The sequence below is a fragment of the Mycobacterium sp. genome (assembly GCF_046330795.1).
Lineage (GTDB): Bacteria > Actinomycetota > Actinomycetes > Mycobacteriales > Mycobacteriaceae > Mycobacterium.
The window spans coordinates 73,425-91,580 of record NZ_JAXLSA010000002.1 but is presented as its reverse complement, the minus strand read 5'-3'; the positions used below and the strand labels follow the sequence as shown (position 1 = coordinate 91,580).

18 protein-coding genes and 1 tRNA gene are annotated in these 18,156 nt (G+C 69.2%); 13 read left to right on the top strand and 6 right to left on the bottom strand.

Annotated features, from left to right (window positions below; translation table 11 throughout):
• Positions 1 to 22: 22 nt before the first annotated feature.
• The 3 genes from U0R18_RS07635 to U0R18_RS07625 are packed head-to-tail and all read right to left on the bottom strand — an operon-like array spanning position 23 to position 2,631.
• The gene (locus tag U0R18_RS07635; protein WP_526367623.1) at positions 23 to 1,039 is read right to left on the bottom strand and encodes an NAD(P)/FAD-dependent oxidoreductase; all 1,017 of its coding nucleotides are present in this window, start codon (positions 1,037 to 1,039) and stop codon (positions 23 to 25) included.
• On the bottom strand, positions 1,026 to 1,538 hold the full coding sequence (locus U0R18_RS07630; protein WP_526367622.1) for an isoprenylcysteine carboxyl methyltransferase family protein: 513 nt from the start codon (positions 1,536 to 1,538) through the stop codon (positions 1,026 to 1,028). Before U0R18_RS07630 ends, U0R18_RS07635 begins: the two co-directional genes overlap by 14 nt.
• A 4-nt stretch (positions 1,539 to 1,542) precedes the next feature.
• Complete coding sequence (locus U0R18_RS07625) at positions 1,543 to 2,631, bottom strand: type III polyketide synthase (protein ID WP_526367621.1); 1,089 nt, start codon at positions 2,629 to 2,631, stop codon at positions 1,543 to 1,545.
• Positions 2,632 to 2,689: 58 nt separating this feature from the next.
• Between U0R18_RS07625 and U0R18_RS07620 the strand changes: the two genes are divergently transcribed.
• The 9 genes from U0R18_RS07620 (at position 2,690) to U0R18_RS07580 (ending at position 11,244) form a co-directional block, all read left to right on the top strand.
• Positions 2,690 to 3,481: an SDR family oxidoreductase gene (locus tag U0R18_RS07620; RefSeq protein WP_526367620.1), complete on the top strand. Its 792-nt coding sequence runs from the start codon at positions 2,690 to 2,692 to the stop codon at positions 3,479 to 3,481.
• 21 nt (positions 3,482 to 3,502) lie between these two features.
• Complete coding sequence (locus tag U0R18_RS07615; RefSeq protein ID WP_526367619.1) at positions 3,503 to 4,729, top strand: Nramp family divalent metal transporter; 1,227 nt, start codon at positions 3,503 to 3,505, stop codon at positions 4,727 to 4,729.
• Between the two features lie 61 nt (positions 4,730 to 4,790).
• Positions 4,791 to 6,077: an NAD(P)/FAD-dependent oxidoreductase gene (locus tag U0R18_RS07610; RefSeq protein WP_526367618.1), complete on the top strand. Its 1,287-nt coding sequence runs from the start codon at positions 4,791 to 4,793 to the stop codon at positions 6,075 to 6,077.
• The gene (locus U0R18_RS07605) at positions 6,074 to 6,781 is read left to right on the top strand and encodes a DUF1365 domain-containing protein (protein ID WP_526367617.1); all 708 of its coding nucleotides are present in this window, start codon (positions 6,074 to 6,076) and stop codon (positions 6,779 to 6,781) included. The genes U0R18_RS07610 and U0R18_RS07605 overlap by 4 nt, the downstream gene beginning before the upstream one ends.
• Positions 6,778 to 8,052, top strand: coding sequence for an SAM-dependent methyltransferase (locus U0R18_RS07600; RefSeq protein ID WP_526367616.1), 1,275 nt, complete (start codon positions 6,778 to 6,780; stop codon positions 8,050 to 8,052). The genes U0R18_RS07605 and U0R18_RS07600 overlap by 4 nt, the downstream gene beginning before the upstream one ends.
• Positions 8,046 to 8,822: a DUF1295 domain-containing protein gene (locus tag U0R18_RS07595; RefSeq protein ID WP_526367615.1), complete on the top strand. Its 777-nt coding sequence runs from the start codon at positions 8,046 to 8,048 to the stop codon at positions 8,820 to 8,822. The genes U0R18_RS07600 and U0R18_RS07595 overlap by 7 nt, the downstream gene beginning before the upstream one ends.
• On the top strand, positions 8,819 to 9,394 hold the full coding sequence (locus U0R18_RS07590) for an RNA polymerase sigma factor (protein WP_526367614.1): 576 nt from the start codon (positions 8,819 to 8,821) through the stop codon (positions 9,392 to 9,394). Before U0R18_RS07595 ends, U0R18_RS07590 begins: the two co-directional genes overlap by 4 nt.
• Positions 9,391 to 10,077, top strand: coding sequence for an anti-sigma factor (locus U0R18_RS07585; RefSeq protein ID WP_526367613.1), 687 nt, complete (start codon positions 9,391 to 9,393; stop codon positions 10,075 to 10,077). The genes U0R18_RS07590 and U0R18_RS07585 overlap by 4 nt, the downstream gene beginning before the upstream one ends.
• 345 nt (positions 10,078 to 10,422) lie before the next feature.
• The gene (locus U0R18_RS07580; protein ID WP_526367612.1) at positions 10,423 to 11,244 is read left to right on the top strand and encodes a TIGR03621 family F420-dependent LLM class oxidoreductase; all 822 of its coding nucleotides are present in this window, start codon (positions 10,423 to 10,425) and stop codon (positions 11,242 to 11,244) included.
• Between the two features lie 35 nt (positions 11,245 to 11,279).
• Here the strand turns inward: U0R18_RS07580 and U0R18_RS07575 are convergent, their stop codons facing one another.
• Positions 11,280 to 11,861, bottom strand: coding sequence for a fasciclin domain-containing protein (locus U0R18_RS07575; RefSeq protein ID WP_526367611.1), 582 nt, complete (start codon positions 11,859 to 11,861; stop codon positions 11,280 to 11,282).
• A gap of 177 nt (positions 11,862 to 12,038) precedes the next feature.
• Between U0R18_RS07575 and U0R18_RS07570 the strand changes: the two genes are divergently transcribed.
• Together U0R18_RS07570 and U0R18_RS07565 are read left to right on the top strand one after the other, a co-directional pair.
• Complete coding sequence (locus U0R18_RS07570) at positions 12,039 to 12,653, top strand: heme-binding protein (protein WP_526367610.1); 615 nt, start codon at positions 12,039 to 12,041, stop codon at positions 12,651 to 12,653.
• A gap of 35 nt (positions 12,654 to 12,688) precedes the next feature.
• Entirely contained in the window at positions 12,689 to 13,174 is a 486-nt protein-coding gene (locus U0R18_RS07565) for a TspO/MBR family protein (RefSeq protein WP_526367609.1), read from the top strand.
• Here U0R18_RS07565 and U0R18_RS07560 read toward each other — a convergent pair.
• On the bottom strand, positions 13,161 to 14,528 hold the full coding sequence (locus U0R18_RS07560) for a TIGR01777 family oxidoreductase (RefSeq protein ID WP_526367608.1): 1,368 nt from the start codon (positions 14,526 to 14,528) through the stop codon (positions 13,161 to 13,163). The genes U0R18_RS07565 and U0R18_RS07560 overlap by 14 nt on opposite strands.
• A gap of 182 nt (positions 14,529 to 14,710) precedes the next feature.
• Here U0R18_RS07560 and U0R18_RS07555 point away from each other — a divergent pair.
• Positions 14,711 to 14,786 (top strand) — tRNA-Arg (locus U0R18_RS07555).
• A gap of 563 nt (positions 14,787 to 15,349) precedes the next feature.
• On the opposite strand, the gene U0R18_RS07550 is transcribed toward U0R18_RS07555, so the two are convergent.
• Complete coding sequence (locus tag U0R18_RS07550) at positions 15,350 to 16,651, bottom strand: hypothetical protein (RefSeq protein ID WP_526367607.1); 1,302 nt, start codon at positions 16,649 to 16,651, stop codon at positions 15,350 to 15,352.
• 763 nt (positions 16,652 to 17,414) lie between these two features.
• On the opposite strand from U0R18_RS07550, the gene U0R18_RS07545 reads away from it, so the two are divergent.
• Positions 17,415 to 18,146 (top strand): hypothetical protein, encoded by a 732-nt coding sequence (locus tag U0R18_RS07545; RefSeq protein ID WP_526367606.1) that lies wholly within the window; start codon positions 17,415 to 17,417, stop codon positions 18,144 to 18,146.
• The last annotated feature ends 10 nt before the right edge of the window (positions 18,147 to 18,156 follow it).

Sequence of the window (18,156 nt, the reverse complement as noted above, 5' to 3'; positions counted from 1 at the left end):
GAACAGATCGGGAAAGTTGGGTTCAGCCCGCGAGGATGTCGACGGCGCGGCCGAAGACCGCGGGCACCGCAGCGCAGGCGGGCACCAGGGACCGCCGGCCCAGCGCTGGTTGGGTGGCCAACACCAGGCCGCGGGTCAGCCACCGGTAGCGGCGGGTGATGAGCTGCCAGTCCCGCTCATAGGCCTGCGGGCGGTCGGCGACGATCGCGGCGACGGCGGCGCGGGCCTGTTTGACGGCCAGGCTGACCCCCTCTCCGGTCAGCGCGTCCTCGTATCCGGCAGCATCACCGACGAGCAGCACTCGTCCGCTGACGCGGCGCGACACCACCTGACGCAGCGGGCCGCAGCCGCGCTCGGCGCCGTGCGGCACCCCGGCGAGCCGGCGCTCCAGCCACGGGAACCACGCGAGGTCGTGCCGATGCCGGCTGAGGATCGCGACGCCCACGAGGTCGGGCTCGACCGGCGTCACGTAGGCCTCTCCCCACGGCGACCAGTGCACCTCCACGAATTCCGACCACGGCGCCACCCGGTAGTGCCGGCGCAGACCGACCCGCCGCGGCGCGCCCACGGTGGCCGCGATCCCGGCGCCGCGCCGCACCGCGGAGTGCAGCCCGTCGGCGCCGATCAGATAGCGCGCCCGGACCCCGGCGGCGCACACCCCCGTGGGGTCCTGCCGAACCTCGGTCACCTTCACCGAAATCCATTCCGCGTCGGACTGTTTGGCCTGTTGCGCGAGCGCCGCGTGCAGGGTGGTCCGCCGCACCCCGCGGCCGGGTCCGGCCCGGAATCGGGCCTTCGCACGGCGCCTCCCGTCGTCGTAGACGATGCCGTGGAACGGCATTCCCACCGGGTCCACTCCCAGCTCGGCGAGTTCGGCCAGACCGCCGGGCATCAGTCCCTCACCGCACGCCTTGTCGATGGACGCATCGCGGGGTTCGGCGATGAGCACCGAAAGCCCTTGCGCACGTGCATGTATCGCCGTGGCCAGGCCGGCGGGACCGCCGCCGACGATCAGCAGGTCGGTGTCATACCCGGGCATCGGCGTAGCCCAGCGCGGCGTTCTCGACGCGGATGCGCACGGCCAGCAGCAACGCGTTGGCCACGGTGAAACACAGGGCGGTCACCCAGGCGGTGTGGACCAGCGGCAGCGCGATGCCCTCGATCACGACGGCCACATAGTTGGGATGGTGCAGCCAGCGATACGGACCGGCATTCACCAGCGGGGCGTCGGGTACGACGATCACGCGGGTGTTCCACCGGTGGCCCAGGGTGGTGATGCACCACCACCGAAGTGCTTGCGCGACAACGACGAGCGCCAGCATCGGCCAGCCCAGCCACGGTAGGAACGGACGGTGCAGCAACCACACCTCGGCCACGCAACCCACCAACAGCAGCGTATGGATGACGACCATCACCGGGTAGTGCCGACGGCCGTACTCGCGGCCACCGCGAGACATTGCCCACTGCGCGTTGCGTTTCGACACCACCAGCTCGGCGAGGCGCTCGACGGCAACCGCCAGGATCAGCAGGTAGTACACGCGCCTACCAGCCGAGCAGCACGAGCTCGGAGCAGAACCCCGGCCCCATCGCGATCATCATCCCCAGCTCGCCCTCATCCGGCGGATCCGCCAGATTGGCCGCCAGTACGTCGAGCACCGACACCGACGAGAGGTTGCCGTTCTCCCACAACGACGCCCGCGTCCGGTCGAGCGCGTCGTCCGGCAGGTCCAGCACGCTCTCCACCGCCTCGATCACCTTCGGCCCGCCCGGATGACACACCCAGGTGGCGATATCGGTTGTGGTGAGCCCGAATTCGGAGAGGAACAGCCGGACGTCCTCACCGAGATACTTGTCCGCCACCGTCGGGACGTCGGCGGAGAGCACGATGCGGAATCCGTCGCTGCCGATCTGCCAGCCCATCATCTCGGTGGTGTCGGGGTAGAGCCGGCTGCGCGACGCCAGCACCCGGGGCCGGCCGCGGCCTGCCGGGGCACGCTGCGCACCGACGGCGACCACCGCCGCCGCGCCGTCCCCGAAGAGGCTCGTGGCCACCAGGTTTGCGATCGAATGGTCGTCGCGCTGGATGGTCAATGAACACAGTTCGACGGCCAGCAGCACCGCAACGTGGTCCGGATAGGCCCGCAGGTAGTCGTTCATCCGGGCCACTCCGGCGGCGCCGGCCACGCAGCCCAGCCCGAACAGCGGGACCCGCTTGACGTCGGGCCGCATCCCGAGTTCGGCGGCCAGCCTGGCCTCCACGGTCGGGACGGCCGCCCCGGTGACGGTGGTGGAGAAGACGATGTCGACGTCGGCGGGAGTGAGTCCTGCGGCGTCCAGCGCCGACCGGATCGCCCGGTCGCCCAGTTCCAGTGCCACCTCGAGGTAGGCGGCGTTGGCCTCGGTGAAGCCGGTCAGCTGCGGGTAGCGATCCATCGGCAGGGCGAGCTGGCGGTAGCCGACCCCGCTGGATGCCGCGAAGCGCAGGAAGTCCTCCCCGGCGGCGTCGACGAGCGCGGCGACGACCTCGTCCTGCGCGTGCCGGTGCGGCGGGAACTCGACCGCCGTGGCGGTGATCACCGGCGCCCTGTTGTCGTCGCTCACCTGGGAAATGGTAGGACGTTCGCTGCTCATATGGACATCTACGTTCAACCGCTCCGGACAGTTCAACCGCCTTGCTACGGTGGCCGCGATGATCCTCGACAGATTCCGGCTCGACAATCAGGTGGCCGTGGTGACCGGTGCGGGGCGCGGCCTGGGTGCCGCCATCGCGCTGGCGTTCGCCGAGGTGGGCGCCGACGTCGTCATCGCCGCACGCACCCGTTCGCAACTCGACGAGGTGGCCGCGCAGATCCGCGACACCGGCCGACGGGCGCACGTCGTCACCGGCGACCTCGCACATCCGGAGGCCACCGCGGAACTGGCCGCCGCCGCCGTGGCCGAGTTCGGGAAGCTCGACATCGTCGTCAACAACGTCGGTGGGACCATGCCCGGCCCGCTGCTGAACACCTCGACCAAGGACCTGCGCGACGCGTTCACCTTCAACGTGTCCACCGCGCACGCCCTCACCGCGGCCGCGGTGCCGCTGATGCTCGAGCATTCCGGCGGCGGCAGCATCATCAACATCACCTCGACCATGGGCCGGGTCGCCGGCCGGGGGTTCGCCGCCTACGGCACCGCCAAGGCCGCGCTGGCGCACTACACCCGCCTGGCCGCCCTCGATCTGTGTCCGCGCATCCGGGTCAACGCCATCGCCCCGGGTTCGATCCTGACGTCGGCCCTGGACATCGTCGCCTCCAACGACGCGCTGCGTGAACCGATGGAGAAGGCGACGCCGATGCGGCGCCTCGGCGAACCCCCAGACATCGCCGCCGCCGCCGTCTACCTGGCCTCCCCCGCCGGCAGCTACCTGACCGGCAAGACCCTCGAGGTCGACGGCGGCATCACCTTCCCGAACCTGGACCTGCCGCTCCCCGATCTGTAGTCTCCGTTAGCCTCACTGTTCGTGCACGAGACCCGGCGGGTACCTCGCCTACCGCCCGTCTACCTGCTGGGCCCGGCGTTCGTGGCCGCCATCGCCTACGTCGACCCGGGCAACGTCGCGGCCAACGTCAGCGCGGGTTCACAGTTCGGGTTCCTGCTGTTGTGGGTGATCGTGGTGGCCAATCTGATGGCCAGCCTGGTGCAGTACCTGTCGGCCAAGCTCGGCCTGGTGACCGGCCTGTCGCTGCCGGAGGCGGTTGCCCTGCGCGCCCGTCGGTCCACCCGGCTGGCCTATTGGACCCAGGCCGAACTGGTCGCCATGGCCACCGACGTCGCCGAGGTGGTCGGCGGTGCGATCGCCCTCTACCTGTTGTTCGGGCTGCCGCTGCTGTGGGGCGGGGTCATCACCGGCGCGGTGTCGCTGGCGCTGCTGGCGATCCAGAACCGCCGCGGGCAACGGGCCTTCGAACGGGTGATCGTCGGACTGCTGGCGGTGATCGCGATCGGGTTCCTGTCCAGCCTGTTCGTCGACCCACCGGCCGCGTCGGAGGTCGCTTCGGGACTGGTGCCCCGATTCGACGGCGCCGAGAGCGTGTTGCTGGCCACTGCCATGCTGGGCGCGACGGTCATGCCGCACGCCGTCTACCTGCATTCCGGGCTGACCCGCGATCGGCATGGCCGGCCCGAACCCGGGGCCCCGCGCCGGCGACTGCTGCAGGCGACCCGCGCCGACGTCGCGGTCGCCATGCTGCTGGCCGGAGCGGTGAACATCGCGATGCTGCTGGTGGCCGCGACCCATCTGCAGGGCCGGGAGAACACCGATTCGATCGAGGGCGCGTACTACGCCGTCCGTGACACCCTGGGCGCCGGCGTCGCCCTGCTGTTCGCGATCGGACTGCTCGCGTCGGGGTTGGCGTCGACGTCCGTCGGCGCGTACGCGGGGTCGATGATCATGGACGGGCTGCTGAACGTCCGGATACCGCTGCTGACCCGCCGGGTCGTCACGCTGATTCCTGCGCTGGTGATCCTCGGGATCGGGTTCGATCCCAGCCGCGCGCTGGTGCTCTCGCAGGTGGTGCTGTCGTTCGGCATTCCGTTCGCGCTGGTCCCATTGGTCCAGCTGACCAACGACGCCACCCTGATGGGTGAGGACGCCAACCGTCGGGTCACCACCGCACTGGGCTGGCTGATCGCCGCGGTGATCACGGTGCTCAACGCTGTGCTGATCTATCTGACCGTGCGGGGCTGACGGGCGCGGCCGGCAGGCGGCCACCACCCATCCGCCGACACGGCCGCACCGAATTCGGTATGTGAACCCGATCAACACCCGCCGGTCGATCGCCGTCATCGGCAGCGGCGTTGCGGGCCTGGTGGCCGCCCACGAACTGGCCAAGCGCAATGACGTCACCCTTTTCGAAGCCGATCCGCGGTTGGGCGGCCATGCGCACACACATCGGGTGGACGGCGGCGACGGGACGATGGTGTCCGTCGACTCCGCATTCCTCGTCCACAACGACCGTACCTATCCGACGCTGTGCCGGCTGTTCGACGAACTCGGCGTCGCCACCCGCGATACCGAGATGTCGATGTCGGTGCGCCACTGCGGCTCTGGTCTGCAGTACGCCGGGGCACGCGGCCTCGGTGGCCTGTTCCCGACATTGGGAAACCTGGCCCGTCCGCGGTACCTGGCGATGCTCGCGGAGGTGAAGAAGTTCCACCGGGCCGCCACCCGCTTGCTGGCCGCGGCGGACCCCTGGCCCGAGCCGCTCCGGGAATTCCTTGCCCGGCACAACTTTTCGCCGTACTTCGTCGAGAATTTCCTGACCCCGCTGGTCGCGGCGGTCTGGTCCTGCCCGCCCGCGGCCGCACTGGACTACCCGGCCCGCTACCTGTTCACCTTCCTCGGCCACCACGGCATGCTGACCGTGTTCGGATCGCCGGTCTGGCGGACCGTCGTCGGCGGCTCGGTCACCTATGTCGACGCGATCGCGGCCGGGTTGCACGAGGTCCGCACCGGCAGCCTCGTACACGACCTGCGCCGGGTACCCGACGGCGTCCGATTTCGTGCCGGAGCGCGGACGCACCGGTTCGACGCCGCCGTCGTGGCCACCCATTCCGATCAGGCGCTGGCGCTGTTGGCCGAACCCACCGCCCGCGAGCGCGCGGCGCTGGGCGCCATTCCGTACTCGACCAACCACGCCCGGCTGCACAGCGACGAGTCCGTGTTGCCCACCCACCGCAGGGCGCGCGCCTCGTGGAACTACCTGATCGACGGCAACGACGACGTCGCCGTCACCTACGACATCAGCCGGCTGATGGGCCTGCGCACTCCGAAACGGTTCCTGGTGACCTTGAGTGCCGCAGATCGGCTGGACCCGGCGAGCGTGCTTGCGGAGATGACCTACCACCATCCGCTGTACACCACGGAATCCCTGGCGGCACAACAGTTATTGCTCGCTCTCGACGACAACCGAATCGTCTTCGCGGGGGCCTATCACGGCTGGGGATTCCATGAGGACGGCGCCGCGTCCGGCGCTCGGGCGGCTGCCCGACTGCAGCGGGATGCCGACCGAAACACCGTCGGGGCGTTCACATGAACGAGCTGACACCCGCGCTGTATCGGACCACCATCACCCATGTGCGGCGCGCCCCGGTGCGCCACCGCTTCACCTACCGCGGCTACTTCTGGTACGTCGATGTCGACGCCCTACCGCGACCGCCGTGGTGGCTGCGCCCGTTCGCCCGGGTCGAGGCGCGCGACCATTTCACCGGCGCCGCGCAGGACAGCCTGCGCCAGCGGCTGGACGCCTATCTGGCGGCGCAGGGTCTGCCGCTGCCCGGCGGTCGGATCACCGCTCTGCTGCAGGCCCGGGTTCTGGGCTATGTGTTCAATCCGTTGAGCCTGTTCTGGTGCCACGACGCCGAGGGCACGGTGCGCGCGGTGATCGCCGAAGTGCACAACACCTACGGCAATCGGCACGCGTATCTGCTTCCCGCAGAAGAGAATCAGCCCGTCAGCACTGCCAAGAAGATGTACGTGTCCCCGTTCAACGACGTCGACGGGCACTACCGGGTACGCGCGCCGCGGCCCGGCGAGTCGCTCTCGGTCGCGATCACCCTACACCGCAAGGGACAGTTGCCGTTCACCGCGACCATGAACGGCAGCCGATTGCCCTCCAGCGCAGCCCAACTCGCGCGACTGCAACTGGTCGCTCCGCTGGCCCCCCTGGTCGGCGCCGCACGGATCCGGCTGCAGGGTGTCGCGCTGTGGCTCCGCGGCGTCCCGGTGGTACCCCGATGACCATCGGCACTCCGGACCGGGACATTGCCGGTATCGACGCGGAACGCTGGCCGGATGTGCACCGGGCGCCCCGGGGCCCGTTGAACGCGGCAGCGGCCCGGATCGCCACGGCCCTGTTGCACCGTGCGGTGCAACAGCTTCCACTTCGGCTGGTTCATCCCGACGGTTCGGTGATCGGCGCGGCGGACCCGACGCTGCCGACGCTGCGGGTCCTGCACCCCGAACGCCTCGCCCGCCGGATCGGCCGGAGTGGGCTGATCGGTTTCGGTGAGTCCTACATGGCCGGCGAATGGACCTCCGACGATCTGGCCGAAGTCCTGACCGTGTTCGCGACCTCGGTGTCCGATCTGATTCCGCGGGCACTGCAACGCATGCGCCCGATCGCGCTGGTCCGCCAACCGCGGTCCCAGTACAACAGCCGGCATCAGGCCCGCCGCAACGTCTCCGAGCACTATGACCTGTCCAACGAGTTGTTCGCCGAATTCCTCGACGAGACGATGACGTACTCCAGCGCGTTGTTCGGCGGTGCACCAGCAACATTCGACAACCTGGCCGACGCGCAGCGCCGCAAGATCGACCGCCTGCTCGACGTGGCCCGGGTGGGCGCGGGCACCCGGGTGCTCGAAATCGGCACCGGCTGGGGCGAATTGTGTCTGCGGGCCGCGGCCCGCGGCGCACAGGTGCGATCGGTGACGCTGTCCGGCGAACAGCGCCGATTGGCCACCCAGCGCGTCGCTGCTGCCGGATACAGCGATCGGGTCGAGATCGAACTGTGCGACTACCGCGACGTTGCCGGCCGCTACGACGCCGTGATTTCCGTCGAGATGATCGAAGCGGTGGGTTACGAGTTCTGGCCGACGTATTTTCGCGCCCTGGACACCCTGGTGGCACCCGGCGGCCGGGTGGCGATCCAGGCGATCACGATGCCGCACTCCCGGATGCTGGCCAGCCGCAACACGCACACCTGGATCCAGAAGTACATCTTCCCGGGCGGACTGCTGCCGTCGACCGAAGCGATTCTGGGTATCACCGGTGATCAGACCTCGTTGCGAACCGTCGACATGTATTCCCTGCGACCGCACTACGCCGAGACGCTCCGGCTCTGGCGTGAGCGGTTCACCGCCAACCGGGATGCGGTGTCGGACTTGGGGTTCGACGACGTGTTCAGCCGAATGTGGGAACTCTACCTGGCCCACTCCGAGGCCGGATTCCGATCCGGCTATCTTGATGTCTACCAGTGGGCATTCGCCCCGACGGGAGGCCGATGGTGAATTTTCCTGCATTGTCCGCGATTTCGCTCGCCGCCGTCGTCGTCGTATTCGGTGTCACCTTCCTGATCGGCAGACGGATCGGTCGGTACAACGTCGTCGACGTCACCTGGGGCCTCTCGTTCGTCGTGGTGGCCGCGATCGCCGCGGCACTGGGCACCGGCGATCTGCGTCGCCGCCTGCTGTTGCTGGCGTTGGTGTCGGTATGGGGGCTGCGGCTGGCGTGGCATCTGACGGTCAAGCTGCGGGGCAAGGGCGAGGACCCCCGCTATGAGGCGCATCTGCGGGGCGACTTCTCCACCGCAACCGTGCTGCGCAAGATCTTCGCCGTGCAGGCCGCCGCGGCCTGGTTCGTCTCGCTACCGCTGCAACTGTCGGCCACCACCGGCCCGACGCCGGCGGCGCTGCTGCCGGTGCTGGGGATCGGCGTCGCACTCTGGCTGCTCGGCGTGTTCTTCGAGGCCGTCGGCGACCACCAGCTCGAGGTGTTCAAGGCGGATCCGGCCAATCGGGGCGCGATCATGGACCGCGGTCTGTGGTCGTGGACGCGGCATCCCAACTATTTCGGCGACGCCTGTGTGTGGTGGGGGCTGTGGCTGGTCACCATCACCGGTTGGCCGGCGCTGGCGACGGTGCTCTCACCGGTACTGATGACGTATTTCCTGGTGTACGGCACCGGCGCGCGGGTCGCCGAGAAGCACATGGCCGGGCGTCCCGGTTTCAGCGAATACTGCTCACGTACGGCGTTTTTCGTTCCACGACCACCGCGATGACCAACCCGGCGGCTACGCTCCTGTCTGTGACCGCCGACCTCGACGTCCTGCTACGCCGGGTTGCGCGCCGCGATGCCGATGCGTTCGCCGCTCTCTACGACGCCACCCGATCCCGGGTGTTCGGGCTGGTGACACGCGTGCTGCGGGACCGCGGTTACAGCGAGGAGACCACCCAGGAGGTCTACCTGCAGGTCTGGCGGAGCGCCGATACCTATGACCCGGCCGCGGGCACCCCGTTGTCCTGGCTGATGACCCTGGCCCACCGGCGGGCGGTCGACCGGGTCCGCTCCGAACAGGCGGCCGGCGCGCGTGAATCCCGCTACGGCGCGGCCAGCCTCGAACCCGCGGTCGACATCGTCAGTGACACGGTGATCGTCTCCGACGAACAGCGGCGGGTGGCGGCCTGCCTGGACGGGCTGACCGACCTCCAGCGGGAATGCATCGAGCTGGCCTACTACGACGGTCTGACGTACCCGCAGGTATCCGAGCGGTTGTCGGCGAACCTGGCCACCGTGAAGTCCCGCATGCGGGACGGACTGCGATCCTTGCGCAACTGTCTGGGGGTTCGATGACCGAGCCCGAGCACACGCTGGCCGATCTGGCGGTGCCCTATGCACTTCACGCGCTCGCCGACGAGGAGCGCGACGCCATCGACACCCGGCTCGCCACATCCGACGCCGACCAGGCCGAGTCCTTCTACGGCGAGGTGCGCGCGGTCCGCGAAGCACTGGCTGTCCTGTCCTCGGCGCACGCGGTCGAACCCCCGGCGGCGCTGCGGACCCGGGTACTCGCCGCGACCCGCCGACCCGACCGGCGTTGGCGCGGGGTTGCACTGGCCGCCGCCGCGGCCATCGCCATCGGGCTGGGCGCTGTCGGTGTCGGTATCGCGCTGCGTCCAACGCCCGCACCCAGCACCGAACAACAGATCTTCGCCGCGCCGGACGTCCGCACGGTCAGCGGGGATCTGCCGACCGGCGGGACGGCCACCCTGGTGTTCTCCCGCGACGAGCACGCCGGCGTGCTGGTGATGAACAACGTGCCTCCCCCATCGGAGGGCACGGTGTATCAGATGTGGCTCGTCGACCCGGCCGGTATGCGGTCGGCAGGCACGATGGACGCCGCGGCGGTGTCGCCGTCGACCACGGCCGTGCTGCCCGAGCTGGGCGACTCCACCGCGCTGAACTTCACCGTCGAACCCGGCACCGGGTCGGCGCAGCCCACCGGGAAGGTCTTCGCCACCCTGCCGCTGGTCTGACGGACGCCGGCGTGGCGACGGGTTGTTCTTCGCCGAGCGTGGCCCTTATGGACGTTGCGAGCTCGATTTCCGTGCCCCGGGCCCACACTCGGCGAGATGCGCGGCCGGTGCGCGGTCGAATATTCGTCCACAGCAACCACGTTCGGCGGCCTCTCCGCCTGATTGCGTACGGCGCAACCCGGCACGACGTGGTGGGCCAGTCCGACGAGCACTGGCTGTACTGGCTCGCTCCTCCTCTGCCGCGTTCCGCGGCAGCATCGTCGACTCGCCGGGTCCAAGTGGCTCGCTCCTCCTCTGCCGCGTTCCGCGGCAGCATCGTCGACTCGCCGGGGTAGCATCGGCGCCGTGAGTTCAGAATTCCGGTTCGGCATCGGCGTCTGGGGAGCCAAATCGCGGCAGCGATTCATCGACACGGCAAGGCGTTTCGAGGATTTCGGGTTCGACGTGTACAACGTCGCCGATCACCTCGGCGGGCCGGCGCCGTTCCCGGTGTTGGCCGCCGCCGCGCAGGCGACGTCACGGATCCGGCTGGGTACCTACGTGCTCAACGCGGCGTTCTACTCGCCGGCGCTGCTGGCGCGCGACGCCGCCGACGTCGACCTACTCAGCGACGGGCGGCTGGATCTGGGGCTGGGCGCCGGGTACGTCCGCGAAGAGTTCGAGCTCGCCGAGATCCCGTTCCCCACCGCCGGGCAGCGGGTCCGTCACCTCCAGCACGTCACCGAATTCGTGAAGGCCAACCACCCCTCGATCCCGGTCCTGATCGCCGGCAACGGCGACCGGGTACTGACGGTTGCCGCTCAGCACGCCGACATCATCGGGTTGACGGGCTCCGACGCCGGCAAGAACGCCCAGGACGCGCTGGCCGAGCGAATCGCCTTCGTACGCAATGCCGCCGGCGACCGATTCGATGCGCTGGAATTGAACCTGGCGATCACCGCCTGCCCGACCGACGACTCCGGCCGCCCGGACCTGACGATGATCCGCCGGTACGCGCCGGAACTGTCCGACGCGCAGCTACTGGCGCTGCCCGCCGCGCTGGCCGGAACCCCGCGTGACATCGCCGACAAGATCCGGTTGCTGCGCGACACCTACGGGGTCACCTCGTTCAGCCTGCAGCACCATCACGCCGAGTACTTCGCCGGAGTGATCACCGAACTACGCTGAAATACAACGTGTTTCGTCGATCCAATAGCCGGCGCTCAGCGCGCCGGCGGCATCAGCACCCGGTCGATCAGATACACGGTCCCGTTGGCCGTTTCGATGCCGCCGCACACGACGGACGCATCGTTGACCTTCAGGGAATCCGGCGTACCGGCGACGGTCAGGGGTGCGCCCTGCACCGTGGTGTGGGTGCCCGCCACCTTCATGGGATCGACCCGGCCCGGCACCACGTGGTAGGTCAGAATGCTTGTCAGCATTGCCGAATCGGACTTCAAGGAATCGACGGTGGCCGCGGGGAGCTTGGCGAACGCGTCATCGGTCGGCGCGAAAACCGTGAACTGCCCGTGGTTGAGCGTGTCGACCAGGTTGACATTCGGATTCAGCTTGCCGGACAGCGCCGAGGCGAGCGTCGTCAGGACAGGACTGCTCGCGGCGGCGGTGGCCACCGGTTCGGTTGCCATCGCCGCCACCGAACCCGGGCCGGACGGCACCTGGCTGGTGTAGGCGGCGCAACCGGGGCCGCTCGGGCCGGCGACCGCGATACCCGCCGACAGCGAGAGCATCCCCGCCGCGGCGATACCGACCGCGGCAGCCGATGCGGCGGCGCGTGTGATCTTCATGTGTACTTCCCTCCGTGTATCCGGATGTTTCGGTCGGTAGGGGTTCGGTTCCGGGAGGACATCGGATGGGTGAGCGCCTGACGATTCGCGCCGAGTCGGGGCCCGTGAACCATCCGCTGAATCCGCGGCGACGAATCACCGCTGACGGGATGCACGCTGCACCGGGAAGGACTCGCTGTGATTACTCAGTTGCGAACGGCCCTGGGCCAGTTCGTCGGTTTCGCCGCGTCGAGTGTGGGCATTCGCGCGGGTGTCGAGGAACCGCTGCACAGCGTGGAAACGTTGGCCGACGGCGTGGAGATCCGCAGGTACGGGCCACGAATCGCGGCCGAGACGACAGTGGTCGCCGATGAGGAGACGGCCCGCACCGTCGCCTTCCGCCGCCTCGCCGGCTACATCTTCGGCGCCAATCATCGGTCCGACCGGATTGCGATGACCGCGCCGGTCGGCCAGAAGATCGAGATGACGGCACCGGTCTCGCAACAGGCCGGTGGGGATCAGGGCTGGGTGGTCCGGTTCTACATGCCCACGGGGTGGACGCTGCAATCGTTGCCGACACCGGACGACCAGCGTGTCGCGTTGGTTGACCTTCCGCCGGAAACCGTTGCGGTGCTGAGGTTCAGCGGCGACCGGGGTGCCCGCAGCATTGCCGACCACACCAGACGGCTGCGTGCGACCCTGCGGGCCTATGGATTCCTGACGATCGGCGAACCGACGGCATGGTTCTACGACCCGCCCTGGACGCTGCCGTTCCTGCGCCGCAACGAGGTCGCAGTTTCCATAGAAGCCTGAGCAGCATGCCGACAACTCTGGAGGAGCGAAACAGTATGGAAATCAGGTTGATCGGAGCCACCGCGGCAGCGGTGGCGACGACCGCCCTCACCGGTGGTGCGGCATCCCGCAGCAGCGTCGACTCGGTGTGGTACCAGCGCCTGTGCAAGCCGGCCTACCAGCCGCCGCGGCAGGTGTTCCCGATCGTCTGGCCACTGCTCTACGCGGACATCGCCGTGGTGTCCGCCGACACCGTCGACCACCTGATCGAGGACGGCGACACCGATGCCGCCCGCCGATTCTCCACCGCACTCGCGATCAACTTGGGCCTCAACGCAAGTTGGTCGTGGGTGTTCTTCGGCCGCCGCCGGCTCGGACTCGCGGCACTGACCGCGGGGGCGCTCGCCGCCAGTAGCGCCGACCTGACCCGCCGGGCGGTCGCAGTCCGCGGTAGGCGCGCAGCGCCATTGGCGGCCTACCCGGCCTGGTGTGCGTTCGCCGCCGTGCTGTCCACGCACATCTGGTGGCTCAACCGACGCTGACGCCGAGGTGTCCGAGCTGGTGCCGCAGGCACTGCTCGAGGGTGGGGCGGCGGAACCGGTGACCGGCCCCGAGCAGCCGGGCCGGCACCACGCGCTGACTCGCCAGGGCCAGCTCACGAGCCCCCTGCCGGCCGAGCAACATCGACGGACCGACATCGGGAACCGGCAACAACGCCGGACGGTGCAGGACCCGCGCCAGGGTCGTGGTGTAGTCGATGTTGCGGACCGGTTGGGGCGCAACCGCATTGACGGGACCGGACAGCGCGGGGTCGACCAGCGCGCGGTGGTAGATGTCGACCAGGTCGTCGATGTCGATCCACGACAACCACTGCCGCCCACTGCCCAGGCGTCCGCCGAGACCGGCCGCGAACAACGGACGCATCAGCCGCAGGGTTCCGCCGCGCGGGGACTGCACGATGCCGGTACGCACGGTCACCACGCGCAGGCCGGCGGTCGCTGCCGGGCCTGTCGCGTCCTCCCAGTCGGCGACGACGTCGGCGAGAAAGCCTTCGCCGTGCGACGCGGATTCGTCCAAGTCCGCATCAGCGCGGTCGTATCCGTAGATCCCGATCGCCGACGCGCACACAAAGGTCGCGGGCCCGTCGGCCGCGGCGGCAGCGCACTCGGCCAGGCGCCGCGTCGGCGCTATCCGGCTGTCGCGCACCGCCTTCTTGTGTGCCTCGGTGAACCGGTCCGCGATCGATGCACCGGCCAGATGCACGACCGCGTCCACGCCGTCGAGCAGTCGCTCATCCGGCGAATCAGGTTCCCACCGGCGTTCGGTGTCGGTGCGCGGCTCGCGGCGCACCAGGCGGATCACCCGGTAGCCACCCGTGGACAGGAATGCGGCCAGGGCAGTACCGACCAGCCCGCTCGCTCCGGTGATCGCGACGGTGCCGGGGCGCCGACCGTGGACGTGGGACCACTGATGGCCGGCGAGGTCGTCGGCGAGCTGGCGGTGCCGGTATCGGAACATCTGCCGGAACAGGGGCGCCGGAACCGGCGTCTCGACACGGTCGGTGAGTCGGGTGTGCCCGGCATCGACCGCCTCGAAGTGGTGCTCGTGACGCCAGTGGCCGACCAGCGCCGGCGGCACCGAGTGCCAGCCGTCATGCTTCAACTCATCGACGAAGCGCGCCGGAGCGTCGTAACAGTCGGGGTCGTGTTGCGCGACCCAGCGGAGACCGCCGGGCAGCCCGAGCACGGCGCGCCCGTCGGCCAGCGAGGCTGCCTCGGCGATGACTTTCATCGGCTGCCACGGCGGCATGAGCCGATGGATCGCACCCGGGCGTGCGTGCCAGGCGAAGACCTCCTCGCGTGGCGCATCCACCACACTGCTGTGCACTACGGTCACGGCACCTCCCCACCCGGTATCTCCATGATTGGCTATTCGGAAACAACCGTCCGGCGGATGGTTCGTGCCGGGATTTCCCGGGTGCGACGGCTTGCTGGCAGGGCGATGTCGGTGCGAGCGGTAGGCTATGCACCCGGAATCCCTGATCCGGGCGGCAGCCCGGAGGAACCGCACGCCGGTCCGCCCCCGTAGCTCAGGGGATAGAGCACGGCTCTCCTAAAGCCGGTGTCGCATGTTCGAATCATGCCGGGGGCACCATGTGATGTCCCGGGACACCGTTGAGAGGTGGTCCCGGCGGAAGGTCGGGGTGCATCTGCAAGCGCCGGCATTCCCCTTCGATCGACTCCGCGAGACGCGCGATGAGAATCGCGCGTTGCTTGCCGTCTGCCGTCTTCCGATGACCGGGAGGGACCCGTTCGGTGGTCCAGTCGTGTGCGACATTCGGTTGGCCCACCGGAGGGCAAACTCGGTCGGGGTGAGATCGCCGTGGGCGGTGTGGAGCCGGTTGGCGGTGTGGTCGCGGCGGCAGCCCTCGATGATCACGCGGGCTTTCAGCAGGACGCCGAAGCGCCACGAGGTGCGCAGTTCATCACGCAGCCTCGCGCGTGACCAGTGGATGTTTGATTCAGCCCTGCGCAACCTCTTCGAGCGCGAGTGCGATCTCGCCGACCGTGAACAGTGTGTCCTCGACAGTTGGCCAGGTCGAACGTGAACTCCGGCTTCTCGGTCGCCCAGGTACGAGCCGGTCAAGGTGTGTGCGACCGGTCGCGGCGCGGGCCTGCTCTACGGGCGGTACGTGTACCGCCTGATCGCACCCCGAATCACGACGTGCCGGCAGTGCCGGCGCTCCCGCTGCTACCCGTGCTGCCGGCGGCGTCGTGGGTGCCGACCGTCCCGGTGGTGGCCTTGGCCCCGCTGGTGTCCTGGGTACCTCCGGTAGACGCGCCGCCGGTAGCGCCACTGTTGTTGGTGCTCGACCCGGAATCGTCGTCGGCGCCGGTGTCGGCCTTTCCGCCGGTGCTGCCGGTGCTGCCACTGTCGTTCGCACTCGACCCGGAATCGTCGTCGGTGTCGGTCAAACCGTTTCCATCTGCGTCGCCGGCACCGCCCAACGTGTCGCTGCTAGCGGCGTAGGTTCCGACCTTGCTGAGAACCGCGGCACCGCCGGTGCTGGCGCCGGCCTCGCCGTCGGGACCATTGGCACCGGGGATGCCAGGGGTACTCAACACGCCCCAGTCGCCGCCGGCACCGCCTACACCGCCCATGCCGCCGGAACCGCCTACAACGCCGGACCCGCCGTCGCCGCCAGCACCGCCGTTACCACCCGTACCGCCGATCCCGAGCGTCCCCAAACCGGGTAATCCGAACAACAGCGCCCCGCCGCCGCCTTTGCCCCCGGCGCCACCGGAACCGCCGGCCTGACCATTGGCTCCTGCTGTCGTGGCGTCGGCGCCGTCCGCACCGGCCCCGCCGGCCCCGCCGGCCCCGCCGACTCCGGCCGCCCATGCACCCACGCCGGCCGAACCGCCAGCGCCGCCGTCACCGCCGTCACCACCGGCCACCGTGGCATCACCACCGGCACCGCCGTTGCCGCCGGTGCCGAATATGAACGCCCCGTCACCACCGCGGCCCCCGTCGCCCCCGGCACCTCCGACGCCCCCGGCGCCACCGGTGCCGAACAAGTACGCGCCCAGGCCCCCCTCACCACCGTTGCCCCCGACGCCGCCGTTGCCCCCGACGCCGCCGGTGCCGAATATGATCGCCCCGTCACCACCGCGGCCTCCGTTGCCCCCGACGCCTCCGTCGCCCCCGCGGCCTCCGACGCCGAACAGGATGGCTTGGCCGGCGTCACCACCGTTGATCACGCCGTTGCCCGCATTCCCGCCGTTCCCTCCGATTCCGAAGATCAACCCCGCGTTGCCGCCACGTCCACCATTGGCCCCGGCGCCGCCATTGCCCCACAGCAGCCCAGCGTTGCCGCCGTTGCAGGCGCTGCCGGTGCAGTCGGCGGCCGCATCCGCGCCATTGCCGATCAGCATGAACACCGGTGGTGCCGCTGCGGCGGCCGCCGCCGAGGTGGTGGGGGTCGTGGCGCCGGTACCGGACAGCGCTGTGCAGCCCACGGCGTTCGCGGTCGAGCAATCAGTTTCCGATGACGCCAACTGCACGTCGAATGACACCGGCGAGGGCGCTCCCGGTGGGCAGGCCACCCACATCCCGACGCCAACCATCGCGGATCCCGCTACACCGGCGCTCAAGACTGCTTCCACGCGTCCTGCCGTCGGCTTGCGATGCTTGGGATGCTTGCGATGCTTCGACATGAAACCGTCCTACGAATCACAGCGCGGTCAGCGGCGCCAGGGTGGATATTCCGACGGGGACCGTAGCAGTCATTGGACGCTCGATGCCACCTACAGCAAATTTTTTGAACAGTTCGTCAGATAGCTACACCGGCAAATGATCACTGCGTCGGTCGTTGATCCCTCGGCGATCTGGTCGTTGCGAACCGGGTCCGGAAACCCCGATAGCATCGGTGTTTGCCCTTTTGGATCACCGGCCTGCCGCGGGCGAATTCACGACCGCGGTACGGCACCTACCGACCTTTGCGGCCACGGCCACGACGCTGTCCCGTTGTTTCGGCAACGCATCGTGTCTGCGCAGAAACTCTTCGACAAGCCGATGCGGGCCACCGCGAGACGCGCCGCCCCCCAGGTGCAAGATCCTCGAGGAGACTCTCCAGAGCCGCCACGGCAGTCAGCACGGTCGCACCGTTGGAGATCTCCTGAGCGTTATCGACGATGAAGAGGTTTTCATCGAGGACGGCGTCAGACTCCGTGACGGTTCGCGTAGGAGCACAGATTTCGTTGCGTGCGACATCATGGAACCGTGAAACTGCTGCCCACGCCGCATGTGACCATCAATGACGCCGACGTCGAAGACGTGCTGGCGCGTGCCGTGCGGCTCATCAATCCGCTGGTCGACGTCCTGTGGCGCAGCGATCCGCTGCACCTGAAACGCCGGGATCCCGACTTCGACGGCGGACCGTTGGACAAGGTGGCCGACGGGCTCGCGTGGACCCTCAACGCGGCTGATCTGCCCGGTACCCGGGGTTGGGACCAGCTCGACATCGACGCCCGGATCCGCTGGTGGGTTCGCCGGGTCGGTGCGCTGACTAGCGTCGCCGTGGCGTTCCCCGGCGTGCTCGGGGCCGTCGGACGCCGACTGCCGATCGGCGACCTGTTGGGCTTCGTCAGCCAGGCCGTCGTGTTGTGCGCGGTGGCACGGGAACTGGGTGTCACGAGCCCGGACACGCAGGCCCGCATGCTTGCCGAAGTGCTCTGCCAGCGTGATCCGTCGACCGCGGCACCGATCGTGTATCCCCCGGCAGAGCCGATTTCACCGACGCCGTGGGGTATTGGCAAGGTGCTGTGGCGGCTCGTCGGACTGTTCGACGCCCTCAGCGACGAGATCGCCAAACGGCCGCATCCGACGGGGCTGTACCGCAGGTTGGCGATACTGCCCGGCCTCGGCGCCATCGTCACATATTTTGGCGAGAACGCCGCGCTCGCCAGAGCGGCCGACGGAGCCCGGCGCTGGGTGGCTACCCACTCGGCATGAACCCCGCCGC

Excerpts from the sequence above, each read along its gene's own strand:
- U0R18_RS07590 (WP_526367614.1), top strand. The coding sequence starts at position 8,819 with ATGACCAACCCGGCGGCTACGCTCCTGTCTGTGACCGCCGACCTCGAC.
- U0R18_RS07575 (WP_526367611.1), bottom strand. The coding sequence starts at position 11,861 with ATGAAGATCACACGCGCCGCCGCATCGGCTGCCGCGGTCGGTATCGCC.
- U0R18_RS07605 (WP_526367617.1), top strand. The coding sequence starts at position 6,074 with ATGAACGAGCTGACACCCGCGCTGTATCGGACCACCATCACCCATGTG.
- U0R18_RS07595 (WP_526367615.1), top strand. The coding sequence starts at position 8,046 with ATGGTGAATTTTCCTGCATTGTCCGCGATTTCGCTCGCCGCCGTCGTC.
- U0R18_RS07565 (WP_526367609.1), top strand. The coding sequence starts at position 12,689 with ATGGAAATCAGGTTGATCGGAGCCACCGCGGCAGCGGTGGCGACGACC.
- U0R18_RS07635 (WP_526367623.1), bottom strand. The coding sequence starts at position 1,039 with ATGCCCGGGTATGACACCGACCTGCTGATCGTCGGCGGCGGTCCCGCC.
- U0R18_RS07620 (WP_526367620.1), top strand. The coding sequence starts at position 2,690 with ATGATCCTCGACAGATTCCGGCTCGACAATCAGGTGGCCGTGGTGACC.
- U0R18_RS07625 (WP_526367621.1), bottom strand. The coding sequence starts at position 2,631 with ATGAGCAGCGAACGTCCTACCATTTCCCAGGTGAGCGACGACAACAGG.
- U0R18_RS07585 (WP_526367613.1), top strand. The coding sequence starts at position 9,391 with ATGACCGAGCCCGAGCACACGCTGGCCGATCTGGCGGTGCCCTATGCA.
- U0R18_RS07600 (WP_526367616.1), top strand. The coding sequence starts at position 6,778 with ATGACCATCGGCACTCCGGACCGGGACATTGCCGGTATCGACGCGGAA.